The organism is Actinomycetota bacterium, assembly GCA_030650795.1.
Taxonomy (GTDB): domain Bacteria; phylum Actinomycetota; class Actinomycetes; order S36-B12; family S36-B12; genus UBA11398.
The window spans coordinates 156,473-178,349 of record JAUSDJ010000031.1 but is presented as its reverse complement, the minus strand read 5'-3'; the positions used below and the strand labels follow the sequence as shown (position 1 = coordinate 178,349).

The 21,877-nt window shown below is 58.8% G+C and carries 18 protein-coding genes; 9 read left to right on the top strand and 9 right to left on the bottom strand.

Annotation, left to right across the window (positions count from 1 at the left end):
* Together Q7L55_10200 and Q7L55_10195 are read right to left on the bottom strand one after the other, a co-directional pair.
* Positions 1-282, bottom strand: a complete 282-nt coding sequence (locus Q7L55_10200) for a CopG family transcriptional regulator (protein ID MDO8732922.1) — start codon at positions 280-282, stop codon at positions 1-3.
* The gene (locus Q7L55_10195) at positions 272-553 is read right to left on the bottom strand and encodes a BrnT family toxin (protein ID MDO8732921.1); all 282 of its coding nucleotides are present in this window, start codon (positions 551-553) and stop codon (positions 272-274) included. Before Q7L55_10195 ends, Q7L55_10200 begins: the two co-directional genes overlap by 11 nt.
* 184 nt (positions 554-737) lie before the next feature.
* Here Q7L55_10195 and Q7L55_10190 point away from each other — a divergent pair, with 184 nt between their 5' ends.
* Positions 738-1,592 (top strand): bifunctional methylenetetrahydrofolate dehydrogenase/methenyltetrahydrofolate cyclohydrolase, encoded by an 855-nt coding sequence (locus tag Q7L55_10190; GenBank protein MDO8732920.1) that lies wholly within the window; start codon positions 738-740, stop codon positions 1,590-1,592.
* Positions 1,593-1,789: 197 nt separating this feature from the next.
* Here the strand turns inward: Q7L55_10190 and Q7L55_10185 are convergent, their stop codons facing one another.
* Positions 1,790-3,442, bottom strand: a complete 1,653-nt coding sequence (locus Q7L55_10185; GenBank protein MDO8732919.1) for a diguanylate cyclase — start codon at positions 3,440-3,442, stop codon at positions 1,790-1,792.
* A 594-nt stretch (positions 3,443-4,036) separates the two neighbouring features.
* Here Q7L55_10185 and Q7L55_10180 point away from each other — a divergent pair.
* The gene (locus tag Q7L55_10180) at positions 4,037-4,834 is read left to right on the top strand and encodes a matrixin family metalloprotease (GenBank protein MDO8732918.1); all 798 of its coding nucleotides are present in this window, start codon (positions 4,037-4,039) and stop codon (positions 4,832-4,834) included.
* Between the two features lie 346 nt (positions 4,835-5,180).
* Positions 5,181-6,434, top strand: coding sequence for a glycosyltransferase family 4 protein (locus tag Q7L55_10175; GenBank protein MDO8732917.1), 1,254 nt, complete (start codon positions 5,181-5,183; stop codon positions 6,432-6,434).
* Between the two features lie 78 nt (positions 6,435-6,512).
* Here the strand turns inward: Q7L55_10175 and Q7L55_10170 are convergent, their stop codons facing one another.
* From Q7L55_10170 to Q7L55_10155, 4 genes are all read right to left on the bottom strand, one after another.
* Entirely contained in the window at positions 6,513-9,395 is a 2,883-nt protein-coding gene (locus Q7L55_10170; protein MDO8732916.1) for a glycosyltransferase, read from the bottom strand.
* Positions 9,392-11,422, bottom strand: a complete 2,031-nt coding sequence (locus Q7L55_10165; GenBank protein MDO8732915.1) for a diguanylate cyclase — start codon at positions 11,420-11,422, stop codon at positions 9,392-9,394. Before Q7L55_10165 ends, Q7L55_10170 begins: the two co-directional genes overlap by 4 nt.
* A gap of 320 nt (positions 11,423-11,742) precedes the next feature.
* The gene (locus Q7L55_10160) at positions 11,743-12,039 is read right to left on the bottom strand and encodes a hypothetical protein (protein ID MDO8732914.1); all 297 of its coding nucleotides are present in this window, start codon (positions 12,037-12,039) and stop codon (positions 11,743-11,745) included.
* A gap of 384 nt (positions 12,040-12,423) precedes the next feature.
* On the bottom strand, positions 12,424-12,888 hold the full coding sequence (locus Q7L55_10155) for a methyltransferase type 12 (protein ID MDO8732913.1): 465 nt from the start codon (positions 12,886-12,888) through the stop codon (positions 12,424-12,426).
* A gap of 62 nt (positions 12,889-12,950) precedes the next feature.
* On the opposite strand from Q7L55_10155, the gene Q7L55_10150 reads away from it, so the two are divergent.
* Positions 12,951-14,387, top strand: coding sequence for an AAA family ATPase (locus Q7L55_10150; GenBank protein MDO8732912.1), 1,437 nt, complete (start codon positions 12,951-12,953; stop codon positions 14,385-14,387).
* A gap of 80 nt (positions 14,388-14,467) precedes the next feature.
* Entirely contained in the window at positions 14,468-15,754 is a 1,287-nt protein-coding gene (locus tag Q7L55_10145) for a nucleotide sugar dehydrogenase (protein ID MDO8732911.1), read from the top strand.
* A gap of 7 nt (positions 15,755-15,761) precedes the next feature.
* Here the strand turns inward: Q7L55_10145 and Q7L55_10140 are convergent, their stop codons facing one another.
* The gene (locus Q7L55_10140) at positions 15,762-16,655 is read right to left on the bottom strand and encodes a hypothetical protein (protein ID MDO8732910.1); all 894 of its coding nucleotides are present in this window, start codon (positions 16,653-16,655) and stop codon (positions 15,762-15,764) included.
* Positions 16,652-17,422: a hypothetical protein gene (locus tag Q7L55_10135; GenBank protein MDO8732909.1), complete on the bottom strand. Its 771-nt coding sequence runs from the start codon at positions 17,420-17,422 to the stop codon at positions 16,652-16,654. The genes Q7L55_10140 and Q7L55_10135 overlap by 4 nt, the downstream gene beginning before the upstream one ends.
* 121 nt (positions 17,423-17,543) lie before the next feature.
* Here Q7L55_10135 and Q7L55_10130 point away from each other — a divergent pair, with 121 nt between their 5' ends.
* From Q7L55_10130 to Q7L55_10115, 4 genes are read left to right on the top strand one after another with little or no spacing between them, the layout of a single operon-like run.
* On the top strand, positions 17,544-18,674 hold the full coding sequence (locus tag Q7L55_10130) for a glycosyltransferase family 1 protein (protein MDO8732908.1): 1,131 nt from the start codon (positions 17,544-17,546) through the stop codon (positions 18,672-18,674).
* Entirely contained in the window at positions 18,671-19,738 is a 1,068-nt protein-coding gene (locus Q7L55_10125) for a zinc-binding dehydrogenase (protein MDO8732907.1), read from the top strand. The genes Q7L55_10130 and Q7L55_10125 overlap by 4 nt, the downstream gene beginning before the upstream one ends.
* The gene (locus tag Q7L55_10120; protein MDO8732906.1) at positions 19,731-21,167 is read left to right on the top strand and encodes a PfkB family carbohydrate kinase; all 1,437 of its coding nucleotides are present in this window, start codon (positions 19,731-19,733) and stop codon (positions 21,165-21,167) included. The genes Q7L55_10125 and Q7L55_10120 overlap by 8 nt, the downstream gene beginning before the upstream one ends.
* Positions 21,164-21,862: a nucleotidyltransferase family protein gene (locus Q7L55_10115; GenBank protein MDO8732905.1), complete on the top strand. Its 699-nt coding sequence runs from the start codon at positions 21,164-21,166 to the stop codon at positions 21,860-21,862. The genes Q7L55_10120 and Q7L55_10115 overlap by 4 nt, the downstream gene beginning before the upstream one ends.
* Positions 21,863-21,877: the final 15 nt, after the last annotated feature.

Here is a 21,877-nt window from a genome sequence, read left to right as displayed (position 1 = left end):
TTAGTCCTTGGTCCGCTTTTCTGGGCGCTCCATGGCGCTCTGATTGAGCGCTTGAATAGAAGGCAACTGGTCGACTCGCTCGGCGATCCACATTTTGATCAGGGACTGGCGGGTGATGCCCAGGCGTGCTGATTCACGATCCATGGCGAAGACCACCCATTTTGGGAAGTCGACGTTGACTCGGTGAATCTCACGCATGGGATGCGTAGCCTTTGACCAATCAACGTATTCACTGATGTCCTCACCGGCGTCAAATTTGGCATCAAATTCTTCAGCCGTGATGCGCTTGGGCTTCATATGCTTCTACCTCCTGTCTTCTTGCTCTGCGCACCGAGATGATGCGAACTGCTGCGTGGCGGTAGGTGATGACCGCCGTCCAATGGCGGCTATCCGCGACTCCGATTACGGTGAATCGGACCTCGCCTTCGAAGTCCGTCACACTCGCAATGAGATTGTCGTCCTCCCATAGCTCTTGCGCTTCGACGAAATCGATCCCGTGCTTGAATTTGTTGCGCTTGCTCTTGACCGCGTCGAACTCAAATCTCAGATTCATCCCAGAAACCCGGCTCTGGGGTATAGAAAGTATACCTTTGTTGGTGGACTTGCAATTGGGCAATCTTGGAGTTCCCGGATCATTTGTGGAGGCTAGAAAGATCGAAGTGCGGGCGACAGCACTTGTGGCTGTGCTGTGGACGTGGGCCGCGTCGTAGGGCATTGCTGAGTGAGAGGATCGCCCCGTGACCGCACAGATACTGGATGGCAAGGCAACCTCGGCACGAATCAAAGGCGAACTGAAGATACGGGTCGATGCTCTGCGCGCCCGTGGGATCACTCCTGGGTTAGGCACTGTTCTCGTGGGTGATGATCCAGGCAGTCAGACATATGTGCGCGGCAAGCACCGAGATTGCCAGGAAGTGGGCATCGCCTCGGTCCGCGTTGACCTTCCTGCCTCAACTACGCAGGCTGAGCTGGAGTCGGAAATCCTTCGGCTGAACTTGGATCCAGCTGTGACAGGCTACATCGTGCAGTTGCCGCTGCCCAAGCATCTGGACGCCAATCGCGTGCTTGAGCTGATGGATCCGCTGAAGGATGCCGATGGTTTGCACCCGATGAGCCTTGGCCGCCTCGTTCTAGGAGTTGCCGCACCGCTGCCCTGCACTCCACGCGGCATCGTTGAGTTGCTTCGCACGTATGCGGTCGAAATTGAAGGCGCGCATGTTGTTGTCGTTGGCCGTGGCATCACGGTGGGTCGTCCGCTTGGCCTGCTGCTGACTCGTCGTTCGGAGAACTCAACGGTGACCCTTTGTCATACGGGAACGCGTGAAGTTGGCGCCTTTCTTCGTCAGGCCGACATCATCGTTGCGGCAGCTGGCGTACCACACATGATCACTCCCGATCTCGTTCGCACGGGAGCTACGGTGTTAGACGTTGGCATCACCCGCACCGATGCAGGTCTTGTTGGCGACATTCATCCTGATGTCATGGAAGTCGCTGACTTCTTTGCGCCAAATCCGGGCGGCGTCGGCCCCATGACGCGAGCCATGCTGCTGGCCAATGTTGTTGACTCGGCTGAGCGTCTTACTGCTAGCTGACGCTGCTTGCATATTGAAGGCCCCAGCGCAGAAACTGAACTGAACCCACTTAGTTGGACTCGAAATTGCGATCACCAAAATTTCGCTGTGCGATCAGCCAATACCCGCTGGTAAAGCCGTGCTTTCGGCCAAGGTCCTCACGCGTGCGGCATGAGATTCGGAGCGGAAGGTTCTGCGGCGCATTGCCGTCTCAACTATCAGTTCGGCGTCGTGGTCGGGTAGACCGATATTTGGTTGCGTCCTCCACGCTTGGCTCGATAGAGCGCCTCGTCTGCATGCAACATGACGTCGTCGAGGCGACCGGCATCACTGCGCTCAAGTTCGGCGATGCCAGCGCTGAGAGTGACGTGGCCTCCAGGAGCCTCACCTGTGAGATCGAGGGATGACACAGCAGCGCGAATGCGCTCGGCCGCGCGAAAAGCCGCTTCCTTTGTCGCCCTAGGCAAATAGACAAGGAACTCCTCACCTCCAGTGCGAAATACCCCATCCCCGGATCGGGCCGTATTGCGAACAGCCGCGGAAACCCTTTGCAGCACTCGATCCCCAGTCGGATGCCCGAATTCGTCGTTGACTCGCTTGAAGTGATCCACGTCCATTGCCACGACACAGTAGCGATCCGCCGGGATGACCAGTTCCAGCGCTCGACGATTTCCCAACCCCGTCAACTGGTCGGTCTCAGCCTCTTGGTGGAGTCGCCGCTCGGCCAGATACTGCTCGACCGTTGGGCGAATGATTGCCGCCATCGCATCCAGCATCGATGTGAAGTCTTTGTCGAGCGGGTCACCGTCGCGCCCGCTTACTAGGAGATTCGCCTTAGGCATGCCGTCTAGCGGGATCGTGGTCCAACCTCGATGCGTCCCACTGTGCACTGTCTTGGCGCCCTCGACCCCCCATTCCACCCACTGGCGTTCGTCTGGCAGGAAGAGCCGAAGGACGACTTGAGCAGCAATTTGAATGTCATGAAGGATTCGGTTGATGTGTGCAACGAGATCCCTGGGGGAATGTGCTTCGAGCAGTGCTTGCAGGATGTGCGCCCTGCTTTCGCTCAGGCGCATGAGGTGTTGAAGATCAAGATCCGCGTCGGAGAGAGTAAAGATTCCGCACTCCAACTGCTTGAGCCCCTCGAAGGCCGGCTGCACGAGTTCGCCTTCGATGACGTGCCCATGCTGCGGCGCTATGCGAGCAATGTTTGGCCAGTGCTGCTGGATGCGAGTGAGCCCCAATTCAAGCAGTTGACGGCTCGGCATGTAGTGCTGATGGAATGGGCGAGCCGCCTCGAGAATGTATTCAAGATCGGTCCCGATGAGAATATTGGAATCCGGAACGAAGCCGCCGAACAGATCAGCCGAGAAGAGGGTACGGGTGTGCGTGTCGAAACTTACGAAAGCTCCGGGAAAATGTAGGTACGGGGTGAGTTGGAACTGGAGTTCGCGATCGCCTGCGAGCGGAAGGCGCCAAGCGTGGTCCTCAAGCAGGTAGTACGGAAACCGGTGACCGTAATGGTCAAGTAATTCCCGTGCTCGCCACTCAGTGATGACCTGGACGTCGTCACGCTTGAGAATGCCAGTCAGATCGTGCAGTGATGAGCACACGTCCGGGTCGGCGTGATGACACACGAGATATTTGATGTTCTCCAGTGGCATGACTTGTCGAACCTTCGCCAGGACACCATCAATCGTGACATTGGAACCCGGGTCGATCAGCACCGAATCCGTGCCGTTTTCAATGAGGTACGCATGACATTGGAAAGTGTTGTCGAAAAGCCGCACTCCGACCCACCAGACTCCATCGTCAAGTTCGACGGGCTTCTCCGACGGGTCATAGAGCCCGCCTCCGCTCCCGCGTTGCATGATCGTCAACAGCTCCGTGACGTGCGACTCATCAGAAGCGCGTGGAACATGACGCACATGGTGGCCTCCAAATTAAGCTAATCAGTAGGCCACTCATGCTAGTCAGAATGATGACTCAATGGACTGCGGCACAGAGCAATGTCCGAAATGGACCTAGGCGTCACGAGTGTCCACGCACCTGGTGGTACGCAGCATGCGGACGCAGTCTTCGGTCGCCGTATTCGCTCAACTGCCTGCCAAAATCCATGAATAGCGTCAGCTGATTCGCCGACCAATTGCCCCCGTACGACTTCGAATTTCTACAGCCATCGCCATGTGACGGCAATCTTGAGCATCGTCCACGATCTGGACAATTGACGCGGCAATTCTCCCTCGTCAAGGAAGCCCAATCTCGGTAAGGCGATACCGAAGTACTTCGTCGTGTCGATATGAGGGCTGCTTGCCACGCCCAGTTCGCGCAAGACGGAGAACTCCTCGTCCCGCTCGCATTGCTAATCTCCTAAATGCAGGTGCTCAACACCGTCCGAGCCACTTTGCGGCAAAGATCCAGATTTGAACTCATGCAGTGGCGTAGCCTGACCTTGAGGAGGCGAGATGTCTGAGTCACCGCTGGGCCACGAGCGGAGGAATCCGAGTCACCCATTGCGCCGTGCGCGTGACTATTTCGATGACGGTATTACTCGCCGGCGGACATGGTTCAAATACGAACGCCACTACCGTCTCACCTATCGGCGGCGCCCATTGATAACCGTGTTGTGCACGATTGCAGCCGTCGCAGCCACGAGCGTGCTTGCGTGGGGGACAACCCGTGTGGGCTCCATCTACACCGATGCGGCATTCGCTGGCAGTGGTTGGGCCACCTGCTCGGCTCCCATCTCGTGGACGACGGACACGTCGAACCTGACACCTAAACAGGCAGCCGTCGTGCGCCCCGACCTTGGGGCGGCCTTCGATGCTTGGGCGAAGGCATCGGGGCTGACCTTTGCCGATGGTGGAGAACTAGCGGTCTCCTACAACGATGCGACCACCACGGTCAAGCCCGTCAAGGACATTAGTCGCAATATTGCCGTGTACTTTGTTCCCGACTCGAAATCGTCGATCATCACAAAGAACGTCGTCGGGTATGGATCGCCAAGTCGAGTGTTTGCAGGCAGCAAGGAGATCGTCAATGGCTATATCGCAGTCAGCACGGACTATCTAGTCAGAACAAACAGTTTCGACCGTCGATTGCTCTTCATGCATGAACTTGGCCACGCACTGGGTCTTGCAGACAGCGACGATCCCAGCAATGTCATGTTCAGGTACCTAGATACCAATTTGCCGGTCGATCGGCAGATCGGAAGCGGCGATATTGAGGGGATAAAAGCCATCGAAAAGGTCTGCCAGAACTAGCCACTCAAATTAGGAGCCTGACTATCTCCCGGTTTCCGGACGGGTTGTCTTTGTTGATCACGCCACCGAAATTCTGGTTGACCAGATCCGCGTAGGCTTTCACGATTGCGCGAGTATGCATCAGTCGTTCCTCGCGCTTGAGACCAATGCGAGTACTTCGCCTACACCCGCGACCTACGGCGCAACTCCAACGGAGTATTCACAGGGGTACGTTCTCCTTCCGAAACCCCATCGTGTCCTGCTCATCGGTGTCCGGGAAGCCGGAGCAAAGTCAAAAACTTTGAAATGGGGGCTACGGTGCAGGTAGCCCCAACCCGCTCGGGCGTGATGTTAGGGGGCTCGTTCAGTGAGGATTTTGATCTGGCATGGCTATTTGCTGGATGGCACGGGTTCGAACATTTTCACCCAATCGATTGCCCGTGAGCTGAGCAGCCAGGGTCATGACGTGACCGTTTTGAGTCAGGACGCGGATCCGGCTCGGTTCGACCTCGGCGGAGCACGCGCGGTGCGCCCACCGATGGATGGCGACCTTCCGGTGTTTGTCCTCGATCAGTACTCCGACATGACGCCGCGGCTCCTCCAGGATTTCGCCTCTGAGGAGCGCGAACACTTCGTCCAACAAGCTGCGGAGGTGATCAGGCTTCAAGGTCCGGCCGATTTCCTGATCACCAACCATCTGCTAATGGGGGCTCCCGTGGGTGCGGCGTCTGGGTTGCCTTTCGCTGTGATGGTCCACGGATCTGAACTTGAATTCGCCATGAGCGGCAACCCGGAACTCATCCAGTGGGCCGTTGCGTCACTACGCCAAGCCCACGCGGTTATTGCGGGATCATTACATATCGTTCACCGGCTGCGCGAGGTCGTTGGTCCTGGCGACTACGAACACAACGTGCATGTGGTGGCGCCCGGAGTCGACACCCAGCGACTTCATCCGCAGAGCCCGGATGAGGCGTTAACATCGTTGATTGCTCAATGTCAGTTGGACCCGCCAAACAGCAATCGATCCAACTACCGCTTACCCGATCCTGGTAACGCCGACCGTCTCACTGCGTTCCTTTCCGACCAGCAACCAACGGTTGTGTACGTGGGAAAGCTAAGCAAAGAAAAAGGTGTTGACCTGCTGATGCGAGCCCTTCTCGATGTTCCAGCGCGGGCTGTCATTGCGGGCTTCGGGCCGCTTCGCGAGGAACTTGAGGCAGAGTGCGGATCATCTGTCCTGTTCACTGGACCCCTGGGTCACCGTCATCTTGCGCATCTGTGGCCCTTGGCGACAGTCAGCGTCGTGCCGTCGGTGCTTCCCGAGGCCTTCGGCTTGGTTGCCGCGGAAGCGGCAGCGTGCGGTTCGCCTCCATTGGTCGCGTTTCATGCCGGACTGGCTGAGGTCGCAATGGGACTATCCGAAAACTATCCAACAGCGCAAGCCCATCTCACGCGCTTTCGTGTTGGCGACGTTCGAGATCTCGCCACGAAGATGCGAGAAATCGTCGCACTACCTTCGCCGATCCATGATCGGGTCGCCCAGGCCGCAAGGAAGACTGCAGTTGAGCGGTGGGGCCTGGAAACCACTGCGGAGCGTCTAGTGCAAATAATGTCCCGTTGATTACAGGGTGCTGACCCTCGCCACTTCCGATCTGTCCATACATCGCACACGAAGCACTCACCAAAGCTCGACTGTCGCTCACTGGGCGGCAACTGCAAACCCCTTGCGGCGCATCTCACCCCACCCTCGTGGTCGGCGCAGTGAACTGAAGAACCCCGAGACGCGCCACAGGCTCGCGAGCTGCCGGAAGCCAAAATTCTCCAGGACTGCGTACCAGAGCATGGTGGCGATCTCGCGTCGAGTGAAATAGCTGGTTTGGAGTTCCGCGATGTACAGCGACAGGGTCGAGACGAGGATTCCCCAGAGCACGATCGTCGTGAACAGCGCAATCGCCATTGCCGGCTCAAGCAGCCCAGTGATTGCCGCGAGGATGAGCATGATGTACCCCTGCGCCTCAATCAACGGGCCAAACAGCTCGAACACGAAGTAGTACGGCATCCCGATAAGACCGGTGGACTTGTATCTCGGGTTCAGCAGCAGCCTGCGGTGCAGGAACTGTATGTCGACCAGTCCGCGCTGCCAGCGGTCGCGCTGACGATGCAGCGTAGAGATGGTCTCGGGCACCTCGGTCCAGCAGTTTGCGTTGTAGGCGTAGTTGATCTGGTGGGGGATACCCGACTCGATCATCTCGCGTCGCAGGCGGACGACCAATTCCATGTCCTCACCGACGGTGTCCTGGCGGTAAGGACCCGATTCGGTCAAGTACCCGCCCGCCTGGATCACGCGCTCCTTGCGGAACAGCCCAAAGGCCCCCGAGATGATCAAGAGCGACTTCACATAGGCCCAGCCGACGCGACCTGCCATGAAGGCCCGGATGTACTCGATGGTCTGGAACCGCGCCAATGGCGAGCGTGCCAGGCCGACCTTGACAAGGGCGCCGCGCTCGACCGTACAGCCGTTGATCGGGAACACGTTCCCGCCCGCGGCCACCATCTCGTCGACCGAATCCAGGCACCCAGCAGCGACCTTGAGCATCGAGTCGGACTCGAGCAGCGAGTCTGCATCGATGCCGCAAAAGTACTCCTTGGTACTCATGTTGATCCCAGCATTCAGGGAGTCGGCCTTGCCTCCATTGTCTTTGTCAACCACGAGCAGCTGCGGGACCGCGGGACTGGCGTAGATGCCGCGCACGGCCTTGGTCGCCAGGGTCGTTGGGATCGTGCGATCCACCTTCTCGAGCTCGAAGTGCTCGATGAGTCGCTCCATGGTGGCATCGCGGGAACCGTCATTCACGATGATTAGCTCAAAATCGGGATACTGGATGCCCAGCAGGGAACTCGCGCTCTCAACGATCGTCGACTCCTCATTGAAGGCTGGGGCCACGATCGAGACTGACGGCAGCACCTTGGGACGAAACAGCAGCGAGTACGGCTTGGCCCGCCAGGATCTGGCTTGCGCACGCACGCCGATGACGGCGAAGACCAGGATGGCGAGAGTCGCCACCTGCAGCGCAGCGATGTACACCAGCAGAGCCGAGTTCCACGCGGTCACGTACTCGCGCAGCAGGTCCAGTGGAGAGAGCACACCGAACTCCGAGCGGTTGAGCAGCCAGAACGCAAGTGGGAAGGCCAGCAGCGCAACGACCAGCAGGGCGTACATCCGCACGATCTTCGACTTGACGCGTTGCTCCACTCTTGGCGGTGTGGCGCGACTGCGCTCTTCGAGGCCGATCTTGTCCAGGATCCTCGGCGCGAGATACCACTCCAGCTCCTGCACCAGTTGCGGACTTGCTTCAAGCAGGGGCTGGATGCATGCAAGGACCTCGTTCTCGAGCTCCACATTGCGATTGCGATTCAAGAAGCCGATCAGCTCACTGCTCCTGCCTGAGGCCACGATCGCGCGCACGATCGCGCGCGCGGCATCGGCGTCGGGGCCAATCAGTTGCATGAAGTAGTACTGGATTCGTGAGGAGAGCAGCGACGCCAGGGCACTCCGGTACTCGGGGACGTCAGTGGAAACGAACGCCTCGGCAACGGTCGGCAGAAGGCTCGGCTGAGTGCGCAGGAGATTGGCTGCCGCAACCTGCAACTCGGCGAACTCCAGGTCGTAATCTGGAGTCGCTCGCGCCCAGGAGCTCGCCTGAGCCATATCGGATGTGCGCGCGAGGAGGCGCTCCAGAGTTCGACGGCTCGGTGTGCTGGCCAAGGCCCCATAGGCATTGGCCCGCACCTGCCAGAGCGGGTGATCCATGTAACGCTCGTCCGCGATTATCGATGGATACATAGCCCGCAATGCCTGGGCCGCGTGAATGGAGACGTCCGCGTCCTTCGACCATACGCGGGCAACGAGGAAATCGCGCAGGTCCGTGGCGGGATACACGGCCGCGAAGTCGATGAGGATGCCGGTGAGACGCGTCTCTGTGGTCGCGAGCATGGTGCGCGCAATGAGGTAGAACGATCGCCCTGCCTCCAACAGTAAGCCCTTGGCACGAACCGCAATCCACTCGCTCGCGCTCAGGATGCTGTCCAAGAGGATCGCCACGCTCGCATCCGGGTCCACCTGATGCAGGGCAACGGCGATCCGCAGCCGCACAGTGTCGCGCTGTTCACGCCCCAGGGCATCGACAAGAGCCTGCCGCACCGAGTCACCGGGCAGGTAGCCGAGCGCGGTCGCCGCCTCAACACGCCGAATGGCACGCCGCGAACCGAGTTTGCGGATCAGTACCCGCTCCACGCCCTGGTCAACAAGCCATGCTCGCACTCCCTCGACCGTCAGCGGGGACAGGGTCGCGGACTGACGCACATCGACGTAGGCAGCAAGGACCTCACGAGTTTGGCTCTTTGGAGCGGCGAACGCATCCCCGGGTTCAAGGCGCGAGATCTCGTGCTCCAACTGCCGCTGCACGCGCATGCGGCGCGTCCGCGATGCCTTGGCCAGCACCGTGGCCAGCACCGCCGCCGCGCACGCCAGCATCGACGCGACAGCTAGCAGCAGTACGGCAGTCTCACTTAGGGCTGTCATCTCAGACGCGGTCGCTGCTCAAGACGCACAGTGCCGACCAGTTCGGACAGCAGGTATGGCTTCTTGAAGAAGTGGTTGATCCCCAGGCTCTGGGCGCGAGCGACTGTCTCGGCGTCCTTCTCGTATCCCATCATGAGGAACGGCAGCTCCCTGAAGGCAGACGCCGACGACAGCGCCTCGCGCAACGCGAAACCATCGAGTTTCGGCAAGACCGCCTCGGCGATGACGACACTGATGGACCCATGCTCGATCGCCTGAAGCGCTTGAAGCCCATCTGAGCAACCGATTGTCTCGAAGTTCATGGCCTGCAGCGCAGTCGTGAGCACGTCGATATTCACCGGATCCGGGTCGGCGATCACAATCGTTCCGGCCGAGGTGGACGGATGCTCGATGTCCGATGTCGAGCAGATGGTGTCGCCGCCGCGATTGCTCGCGACACGAAGACGCAGCAGTCCAGTTCGGGCCATGAGCGATGCATGCTCGGCTGGGTCTGGCTGATGGGTGCGCGCCTCGCTTAGGGATACCGTCCCGATGGAGACCGTCAGGGGATCCAGTGAGATCGTGGACATGGCAACCTCGCGACGGATGCGCTCGACTCGGGTCAGCACGGCTCGCTCGCCGGACACCTCGATGAGCATCTGCACGAAGTTGGGGCCATCGAGGCGGAACAGCTGCTCATTTCGCTCCAATCCCCGCTCAAGCAGGTAACCCACGCTCTTGATGACCTCATCGCCTGCCTGCTTGCCTCGTGCATAGGTCACGTCAGCGATGCGGTCTGCTCCGACATAGACCAAGGTGAGGTCCTGGCCCGCGGCCTCGGCCTGCGCAACGCTCGCCGGCAGGAATTCGGTGAAGAAGCGCTCATTCCGAAGGCCTGTCAGCGGGCATCTGGTGAGCTTGTCCTCCGATTCGCGCAGCGTGGTGTCCAGGCGGACATTGAGCGCGCGCAGACTGTCGATCTCTTGGGCAAGCTGGTCGATGCGAACCTGGGTTGTCGATCGCTCGTTCAGGTAGTACTGGGGCATCTCGATGTCGTACTCGGCTGCGAGCTTGCGGACCAATGGCTCAACCGCCGTCAGCCAGGACTGCTTCCCCGCATCAGCCATGGTCTGGAACAGGGCATTCCACAGTTCCACGCCGGTGTAGGAAAATTCCCCAATCGTCAAGGTTCCAGGATCAATCGTCATCTCCATGTGCTGCACGACGCCGAGCACCTCGTCCGCCTGGTAGAGCCCTTGCAACCTGCGGATCACCTGCTCGACGATGCTGGTGAATCCGCCTGAGGCGGCAAGCTCGTGCCGTATCGGATTGAGCATCGTGCCGCACTCAAGCTCCCGGAGGGCAACGATGTAGTCCGCGATGTCGGCATCAATGATGGATCCATGCTGAGGCGCGATGACGTCGATGTCCATCGCCAGCAGCATTTCCATCACCGGCCGGATGTTGTCGTTGCTGGGCATGTAATGCTCGTGGAACGCTTTCATGCCCTCGATATAGGTTGACTTGTCGGCGCGAAAGGACCAGTGGGTCGAGAAGGCGCCGAAGAGATCCCCCGAGAACAGGACCCTGGTCTGCGGATCGAACGTGGCTACTGCACCGGGGAAGTGCAAGTAAGGGGTTGGGATGAATTCGATGACCTTGCCCGACCGCAGCGTCAGCGCGTACTGATGCTCATTGACCAGGTAGAACGGCGAGGTGATGCCGTAATAGCGCTGGAGAACCGATGCCCGCCAGTGCGTGGCAATGTGCCCCTCGAACCCAGCGCGCTCGAACAGCGTCACACTTGAACAGAGGTCAGGGTCCTGATGGCTCAGTGCGATCGTGCTGATGCTGCTGATTGGGATCAGCTTCTCCACCTGGGCGCGCACATACTCGAAGTCGAGGACTGACCCCGGATCGATCAACACAGCATCATCACCGTCAAGGATCAGATATGGGTTGCACTGAAGCCCCAGCGGATGGTCATTGACGCCGACCCAGTAAGTGTTGGGCGCAATCAGGACCGGATTGCTGGTGTCTGCAATCACGATAGATCCGTACGAGCACTACTACTGCAGATCAAGCCGAAGCAAATCAGACAAGACATGTGCGAAGTATCGCCTATGAAACCGAGTTCGACCTGAGCGCCCACGCCTAAGTCGCCCCGCGACTCAGGACTCCCGACTCATTAGTTGGAGTCACGCAGGCATCGAGGAAGCATCGGCTTGCGCGCCATGCGCAGGCCTGCTGGGAGGCCAGGGGAGCGGTCACTGTGGAGGAAAGACTCCATGAGAAAGAAAGCCCCCCGAAACTCAAGTTGAGTTCGGGGGGCCGCATTCTTTTCAAGCAGGTGGTACTAGCCGCACGTTTAGCGGCGATCCCACAACTGTGTGGAGTTGTTGTACCAAAGGGTGCGAACGCACACCGGACCACCAAGGGTCGGTGAGATCCACACTCCCCATGACTTGCTCCAACTGCCATTGGCCACGCCGGCCAAGTTCGCTGCTGGTGCCACGACATCAGTGCAGAGGCCAGTTGCTGGAACCCCTACCGCCTCCAGCAGATCTGCTGGAGCGGCATTCGCTGGCATGGCTAGGGCTAGGCCTACCAACGGAATGGCAGTCATAACGGTGATCGCTGCGGCTAATTTCTGTGTTCTCTTCATTTGAGTTCTCCTCGACGCATGTTTGCCCAAGCGCCCATCGGGAGCTCTATTTGCAGGCTAACGGGGAAGGCCGATCCTTGAAGGAATTGGTACGTAGTTGCGACATGAACGTGACGAAAAAACCATCCAATTCGCTTGCGGCAGACGTGGACTAGTGCCGGCGAATCAACGATTCAGATTTGCGCGTAAGTGGCAGTACCGAACGAGCCGCGGAGGCGTAGATCGATGTATTCGCGCACAGCTCCTCCCAGTGGCGGGCAGACCCAAGCGGCTCACGACATGCCCAGCCATCGCAAGCAACGCGGGCTTGCTCGGGCCTGTGCGAGGTGAGATGCGGGGGATTCCATCGAGGAGAGGCTCCATTCAGGAATGCTCAATGAACCTCTAGAGTCCTGGCAGCACTGGCCAACAGGTGCGAATAGGACCGACGCAAAGAGCCAGCAAATAGTGGGCCATCGGGGGATACCCCGTGTGGATCACCTCATCGTTCGTAGAAAAAACGAAGACTTGCTGGAAGTGAGTCCGGAGGCATTCCTTCAAATCAGGCCCCGACTTGCAATTGACGTGGCCGTCACGACTGGCGGGATTCGCGTGGGGTTGGCTTTCAATGCTCGGCATGCCGATGACCGCTATTCCATCGTCCACCAATGAGGCCACCAAATTCGAGAGAAAATCGAACTCATCGCGCGGTTCAATGTGTTCCAGGACATCCAAGGCGTAGACCGCGGAGTATTGATGAGGAAGTGCGGCTTGGACAAAGTCGTGAATTTCAAACGAAATCGGCCAAGCAGGATCCATGATGCTTCGGGCGTTCTCAATGAACAATGGGTTGAGGACGGGGATGAGCACGTTGATATCCGACCTCGTAACCTGCGGAGAATCTGGGCGGTTGGCATCCTCATAGCGGCCAAGTGGGAAGATTGCGTGTGCAGGAATCCTTCGAGGTGCTAGTTGCTTGTTCGGCGAACGTCTGCCGTTCGCCGCTGGCTGCAAGCGTGATGCGCAGTGCCCTTGTTGCGCTTCGTCCTGCGGTCCACGTGAGTTGGGCTGGTACGTTTGCCGCGGTCGGTGACGCGATGTGCCCGCAAGCAGCAAGTTACGTTGGCCTTGCTGGAGCGATTGGCGATTCGCGGCAACTCACCCCGGCATTGCTGAAGCGAGCAGATTTGCTGCTGACGGCTGATCGAACTCAGAGAGCTTGGATTGCTCGGATGGATCCGGCAAGCCGGCAAGACACCTTCACGATTCGCCAGGCCGCTCGATTGGCGACGTGGGTCGCTCAATTTGTTGCAAGCGGTTCGACACCGCCAGGGGCGCAACCTTTCCCGGACTCCACCCTCGATCGACTTCGTTGGCTTGTGGTTGAGATGGATGCAGCTCGAGGGATGCTCGCATCCTGGGATCCGCAGCACGACGACATTGAGGATCGTCACGGGGATATTGATCATCGAGGAACTCTTGATCAGGTGGCCCATGCATCAACAGCGCTGGCAGAGGCTTTCATCGCGATAGCTCAAGCAGGCCAACTCGTAGCCAATGCGATGGAGACAGGCGCTCAGGACGATGCGCTCAATGAGCCTGCGTTCAATTCGCCCGGATTCAGCCTCAAGAGCCGATTGCCGGCACGGTTGCGCGGTCAAGCGCCGATCCAGACCCAGGCTGATCTGCAGGAGTGTCTTCGCACGGAGAATCTTGGTCATATTGCGTCAACCTCGAGGTCCTTCAATCAGATCTTGATGACCCCTCGCCCCGAGATCGAACAGCATCTCAAGCGGGCGCTTGGTCAGGCAGCTCTTCAGCAGTCAAAGGTTTTCCCGGCCGCAGTGGTGATCACTAGTGCAAACCCTGGCTCGGGTAAAACTGCCACAGCAGTGAATCTTGCAATGAGTTTTGTTGAGTCGGGACGATCAGTGATGTTGATTGATGCGTGTTTGCATAATTCCAAACTGGGGGCGTATCTCGGCGTTGACTCTGAAGTGGGGCTGCCCGACGTGCTCGCGGGAGTTATGCCCTTGAGTCAAGCCGAGTTGACTTGGCATCGTGGCGCGCTGCGCGTGCTTCCACGCGGGCCTCATCTCGCCGATGCCACTGCCCTTCTGGCCTCCGAGCAGATGGAGCTCCTGCTCGCTGATCTGAAAACACAAGTGGATCTGGTGATCATCAATGCTCCGCCGCTGCTGTCGAGTACGGATGCTGCTGTAATCGGCGCTATTGCCGATGGCGCGGTGATCGTTGTGGGACGTGGGCGAACCACATGCAAGCAATTGGAGTCCGCCGCGCGACTGCTTGACGAAGCCAATGTCAAACTGTTGGGCACGATCATGACCTTTGCGGAAGCCATCAAGTGAGAGTAAGTGGAGATTTGTCACCTCATGCTGAGGAGGCCCACTAGTCTGCTCTTCCTGAGAAGGCCGGAACGGGGGGACGAGTGGTGGGTCAGCGAATTGCCGTGTTCGGTCTTGGCTATGTCGGGCTGCCGCTGATTGGCGCCTGCATTGAGGCTGGGCACCAGGTCGTGGGCTTCGATGTCAATGAGGCGGTTGTCGTCGGCTTAGCGGCTGGAGAATCCCATGTCGATGACATTGCGTCAGACCTCGTTGGGAAATGGCTCGGACAAGGATTTCATCCCACCAATGACATCAATGAACTGACTGACATTGATGTTTTCATCATCTGTGTTCCAACCCCGCTATCTGCCGACGGCAGCCCAGATCTTCGTGCTGTTCAGGCCGCCACGGCCATGATTGCTGGTCATATCGATGCGGCCAAGCGTCCATTGGTGGTGCTGGAATCCACCACCTACCCCGGTACGACTGAAGAGGTCGTGAAGCCGATCTTGGAGCGAAATGGGTTTAAGGCAACCGTTGACTTCTCGCTCGCCTTCAGTCCGGAACGGATTGATCCGGGCAATCGGCGCTGGAATTTCAGCAATACACCGAAGGTTGTCGGTGGCTTCAGCACTGAGTGCGCGGACCGGGCGGAGCAGTTCTATCTGACTTTGACCGAGCAGGTGGTCCGCACCAAGGGGTTGAAAGAGGCTGAGATGGCCAAGCTGCTGGAGAACACCTACCGCCACGTGAACATTGCCTTGGTCAACGAGCTCGCCAAGGTCAGCCATCTCCTGGGCATCGACTTCTGGGATGTCATTGCCGCCGCCGAGACCAAGCCCTATGGCTTTCATGCCTTCCGGCCCGGCCCAGGCGTCGGTGGGCACTGCATCCCCATTGATCCCAATTACCTTGGCCACCGGGTGCGCACCGAACTGGGCCAGAGTCTTCGATTTGTCGAGTTGGCTCAAGAGATCAACGCGAGCATGCCCAACTACGTCGTGCATCGGCTGCAGGAACTGTTGAATCAGGAATCGATCGAACTCGCTGGGGCATCGGTTCTGCTATTGGGCATCACCTATAAAGCCAATATTGCCGATTTGCGCGAGAGCCCATCGATCGCCGTGCTTCAGGAGCTGCGCAGGCAAGGTGCGCTTGTGACGTTTCATGATCCCTACGTAGAGGAGTGGATCGTTGACGAGGTGATGGTGCCGAAGGCTGTTGACCTTCCCGCAGCTGCAGCCTTGGCTGATTGCGCAGTGCTGCTGCAAGCCCATGATTGCTATCTGATCCCGCAGGCGCTTGCGACCAGCCCCCGGCTGCTCGACACCCAGGGTCGGCTTGGTTCCACGCAGAGTCAGAACGCTCGCGGTTGGGTGAATCTGTAGGCCTGATTCAGGGCTTTGGCTTGCGCGCAAACACGTAGATGCTCCATGACCGGTACTGATCAAGATCAGGTATTCGCGTTGCAAATCCGGCTAAGGCCAGATCATCGAGTTCCTCAACTTCAAAACCGTGCTCGCGCAACAGCGCGAATAATTCTGCCCGACCCCAAGCATTCTGGTGATTGAATCGGAAGACTTCTCCTAGCACGAGCGAGCGCTCCCGAAGTTGCTTCGCCAAGGCGTGCGCCGAAGTTGCATGCAGCAACAGGTCGTTGAGTTCGTCTTGATTCATTGGTACCGGGCCGTGATAACTGCCGGAGCTCCGCGGACCTTGAATCTCGATGAAGTGCGTGCCGTACTGCTCATTCATGTAGCCGCAAAACATCATGGAGAGGCGATTGGCTGGAGTGTCCTCTACCTGATGAGTGGCCCAAGTCCAGGCCACTGATTCAGATCCGATGTAGTCGAGCACCTCATGCCTGCCTTCGCAAAAGGCATTCAGGAACATATCGAAATCTGGAATCTTGAGGAGCAATCCATCACCAACTTGAAGGCAACGGAAGGTCTCGCGCAAGATTTGGTCGACTACCTCGTCGGCAATGTGCTCGAGAAAATGGGAGGAGTAGGCAAGGGACATCGAATTGCTTGCCACCGGGAACTTAGATCGTTCGTCAAAGACAATCGAGATCGTGCCGAGGTCATGGAACTCATCAAGACAGATCCACCCCGGCCAGCGCCGCTGCCCGCTGCCGATATTCAGATTGTGCGCAGGCGTGAGCAGTCTTTTCACCCGGAATCGCAGTGATGCTGGGCCATTGATCCATTTGGGATGCCCAAATAGCAGGCTTGGCTCTCGAAGCAGATTTCTGGCCCGCCCAAGTTGATGTGCGACACCATCGTTCACGTACGCATCCCCGGGACCTCGGCCTTGTAAGCATACGTGGGTCTCTTCATATGCCGGTCGTTATTGGTGCCCACCAGTGGGGCCTTGCTTGCAGGTGGCTTCATCAAACGCTGCAATGTCACCTCGATCACTGGTCGATCAGTAGTGCTGCTCGCCAGCCCGCGATGACGCAGGCTTGAATTGTCGAAGATGACGCAGGTGCCGGCTGATCCGTTGATGAGATCACGACCGAGGATTGCAATTCCGCCGTGCTCCGTGTCGAGTGGCTGGAGGTAGATCATCGCCTTCATATGACCTAGGCCGAAGCCATCCGTGTGCCAGGCGGTTGGACCAAAATCCTCGCGATCAGGCAGGGTGCTCCAGGCCCGAATATTCACAATGCGATACGGGCTTTTGATGATGCCGCGGATCTGCTGGTCGTAGACCTCAGCGAAGTGGGCGATCTGAGCAAGCAGTTCGACTCCGTCACGAAAGACATGATGGGCATTCAACTTGGCGTACACCGGCGCTGTCAGATCCGCGCTGTTCCAACTTGGCCCGGCCGTTGCTGGCTCGGCCTCGATGACCGTTGAGAGCTCGTACGCCTGGGTGATCTGCGCCAGAATTGCATCGCTGATCACGAAGGATCCGATCTCGCTTCGGCGGCCATTGCGGATGACCACCAGGCATTCGTGCCCAAGAAAGATCCAGGACCGGGTGAGTTGAGCGCGGATGGGTTGGGTGCGTCGAGCAAGGGAGTCCTTGGCTCGTTGCGTGAACGTCTGCACAACCACCTCCCCACGTGTTGTCCTGCCGAAGGCTAGTGCTTGCATCCGGAATGGCGAGGGTACTGAAATGATGCCCTTCAGGGTCAGTGGTCTGGAACTGAGGACTCCAAAGCGATGGGGGATGAGCATGCGCGTGGCATATGACCGCGAGATGTTCGTGCGCCAGGAGCGCGGCGGTATCACTCGGTACTTCTCGGAGTTGATCAGATGTCTGGCCGATCATCCGGAGTTGGGCATTGAGCCGAGCCTGACGTTCTCGCGCTGCAGTAATGAGCACCTGCTTGCTGCCCTGCCCGAGATGACTGCGGCGATGCCCACGCTTCGGTTGGTGCCGCGTGGCGTGCCGCGCATGGTGAACAGCGAAGACCTGATCAAGGACAGTTATCTGCGGTACCGGGCAGGCTCACGGGGGAAGTCCGAGCAATTCGATTGGCTCCATGCCACGTCCTACCGCCCGATGAAATCCGATCTTGCGCACGGCACCCGCATTGCCGTCTCCATATACGACATGTTCGCCGTTGGGGGAGAAGCGAGGCGTTGGGCGGATCCACATCGCGGCAAACGTGAACTAGCGAGCCGGGCTGATCTCGTTATTGCCATTTCGCAGACTACGGCGGGGCTCTTCAATGAGTTGCTGCCAGGCAATGAAGCCAAAGTCGTGGTTACACCGCTTGGCGTGCGATCGGAGTTCTTCGAACAGACTGAATCGGTGCAAGCACCCATCGCATTTCCGTATCTCCTGTTCGTCGGTGCCAGGGCGCTCTACAAGCGTTTTGACTTGCTGTGTGCAGCACTGGAACTTGTGCGCAATCGGGGTCACGACATCGGCCTCGTTGTTGCTGGCGCGCCAGTGACTGACGAGGAACTCGCCATGGTCGGTTCGGCGGCAAGAACTGATCGCTTTTGCGCTCTGACCCCGACTGATGCCGAGCTCGCTGCGCTGTACCAGCGGGCAACTGCATTTGTCTTCCCGTCCGAAATGGAAGGCTTCGGGCTGCCACTCCTGGAGGCCGCGGCGGCTGGCTGTCCGCTCATCGCCTCGGACATTCCCATCTTCCATGAGGTCGCAGGTGATGCTGGCTGGTTTTTCAGTTCAGGCGATGCCGAGAGCCTGGCCGTCACGATCGAAAGTGTGCTCAACAGTTCTGTTGATCGAGTCGCCAAGCAGGGGCTTGGCCGCGAACGTGCGCAGGAATCCACTTGGATGGCCACAGCCACAGCCACAGCCAATGCATATTTGGCATTCGCATGAGTTCGCCCGACGCCTTTCAGGCAGCAGTGCTGCGTGAGCTCGGTGGCGCACTGTCAATTGAACAGATTGCTGCGCCCGAGCTTGCCCTAGGCCAGGTGCTCGTTCGCCTGGACTACAGCGGTGTGTGCCGAAGTCAGTTGATGGAAGTGCGCGGTCTCCGCGGGGCAGATGCATGGCTGCCGCATCTTCTTGGTCATGAGGGATCCGGCGAGGTCATTCACACCGGACCTGGTGTCACCAAGGTGGCGGCAGGGGATCAGGTCATTCTGGGCTGGATCAAGGGTGCGGGGCTTGATGCACCCGGCGCGATCTACGGTTCTGATGCGGGCCCCGTCAATTCCGGGCCAGTGACCACGTTCAGCGAATACGTGGTGGCAGCTGAAAGCCGCGTCTATCCGCAACCATCGGTGATTACTGGACCATCGGCGGTGCTTTACGGCTGTGCGTTGCTAACTGGAGCCGGAATGGCGATCAATGAGATTGACCTGGGTTCGCACGACTCAGTGTTGGTGCTTGGACTTGGCGGCGTCGGGATGGCAGCACTCATTGGGGCGCTGAGTCGGTGCCCGGCGCAGGTGATCGCGGCTGATCCTTCAGCTGCCAAGCGAGCTTTGGCAAGCAGGCTGGGTGCTCGTCATGTGCTTGACCCAACTGCCGTTGATTTCCTCGCCACTGTTCGTGATCTGACTGGTGGCGGTGCGGATTTCTGCCTGGAGGCCGCGGGATCTATCCAGACAATCGAACTCGGCTTCGCGTGCCTGCGTCCCAAAAGCGGCTCTTTGGTATTCGCCTCGCATCCGGCTGCGGGTGAGTTGATCTCTCTGGATCCCCACGATTTGATCCAGGGCAAGAGCATTCGAGGTTCGTGGGGCGGGGCCTGCGTGCCCGAACGCGATATCCCGCGCATAGCCACCGCCGTGCAGGAACTCGGAATTGATCTGGAAATCCTGCTAGAGCGCTCTTACTTACTAGGCTCGATTAGTGAAGCCTTCACTGATCTTGAGGCCGGTACGGTTGTGCGGCCTTACATCGATTTGAGACCCCAAGGAGTTGCAGGTGCCTGAGTCGGGAACTGCCTTCGTATCCGGGGTATTCAATGTGGTCCACCCAGGGCACATGCGACTGCTGCGATTTGCCAAGGAATTGCGGGGCACCCTTGTCGTGGGAATCCTGAGTGACCAACTGGCCGGGTCAGCCGCCAGTGTTCGCGAGCGCGATCGGCTTGAAGGCGTGCGAAGCCTGCGATTTGTTGACGAGGCATTTCTCATCGAGGAGCCCTTGGAAGATGTCATTCTGGATCTCAAGCCCGACGTGGTGGTCAAGGGTCGCGAGCATGAGCTCGGGTGGAATCTTGAGAAGGATGTGGTCGACAGTTACGGCGGCAGCCTGCTATTCGGCTCGGGTGAGGTGTTCGTCGACGGTGAGGATTACCTCGGGCTTGACGGCGGAATTGTGGAACGGGCACAGGTGCGCCTGCCGATGGCCTTCATGGAACGCCACGGGATCACCGCTGATCGATTGCTTGGAATTCTTGAGGACTTCAAGCAACGCAGCGTTGTCGTTGTCGGCGACGTGATGGCCGATGAGTACATCTCCTGCCATGCACTAGGAATGTCCCAGGAGGATCCAACTGTCGTGGTGACTCCCATCGACAGTGAGTTGTTCCTGGGCGGTGCCGGAATCGTTGCTGCTCACGCCGCTGGGCTTGGCAGCCGCTCCGCGCTGTTCAGTGTGGTCGGCGCTGACGACACTGCCGAGTTCATCCGCGCATCCCTCCAGGACTGCGGCGTTGAGACCACGCTCATTGAAGACGCCAACAGGCCAACCACGTTGAAGCAGCGTTATCGCGCGGCGGGCAAGACCTTGCTGCGAGTGAGTCATCTGCAACAGGGTCCGATTGCCGAGCAACTTCAGCAGCAACTCGGCGATGAAGTGCACAAGCAACTGTCCAACGCCGATGTCCTGATATTCTCAGATTTCAATTACGGATGCCTGCCGCAAGCTGTAGTCGCGCGCATCTGCAGCGACGCCCAAGCCGATGGCATCGTGCTTGCGGCCGACAGCCAGTCCTCCTCGCAGGTCGGCAACGTGGCCCGCTTCAAGGGCATGCACCTGATCACTCCCACTGAGCGCGAGGCGCGGTTGGCTACGCGCAATAGCGATGATGGTCTGGTGGTGCTCGCTGATGAACTGCGCGAGCTGGCCCAGGCCCGACTCGTGTTCTTGACTCTTGGTGGAGACGGAGTGCTGATTCGCGGGCAGGACACTGATGAGCCGGCGATCACCGATCAGGTTGCTGCGCTGAATCAGCGGCCCTTCGATGTGGCCGGCGCGGGTGATTCGATGCTGGTGGTCAGCGCCTTGGCGATCGCCTGTGGCGCCTCGGGCATGGAGGCAGCTGTCCTCGGTTCGGTGGCATCGGCAATTCAGGTCTCGCGCATTGGCAATACGCCGTTGGCCATCGCCGACATCCAAGGTGTGCTCAAACAGTGAGGGCACTGCTCTTGGCCGCTGGTCTTGGCACGCGCCTCGGGGAACTGACCAAATCGGTGCCGAAGTGTCTTGTTGAAGTAGGGGGAGAGCCCATCCTCGGACGCCTCTTGCGGCAGCTGTCTGCCGCCGGGGTAACTGAGTTCTTGATCAATACCCATCATCTTGAGTCACAGGTTCGCGAATGGGTTGGCTCAAGTGAGTGGCGTGATGCAATTCAACTCACGCACGAACCAATGCTGCTTGGCACCGCTGGAACCCTTCGACGAAATTGGGATTTCTTCCAAGGATCAGACGGCATGGTGTTGCATGCTGACAACTACTTCGACTTCGATCTCACCGAACTTCGACTCGCATTCCAGGAGCGACCTCGCGGCGTCGATATGACGATGCTTACGTTCATCGCTGATGATCCCAGCGCATTCGGGGTCGTGGAACTGGATGACCGCCGGGTCGTCATTGGCTTCCACGAGAAAGTGGTGAACCCGCCAACGGCGCTGGCAAGTGCGGCAACCTTTGCGTTCTCGCCGATGATCGTTGACGCAATTGAACAGCTCCCGCCTGACTCGGCTGATATCAGCCGAGATCTGATTCCCTTGCTTCTCGGGCGCATCAATGTGCTCAAGATGTCGACTCAGGTGATCGACATCGGCACTCTGGAGTCCTTGGTAAAGGCCCGTGAACTCGAGCAGTTCTAGGATGATTCGGTGATC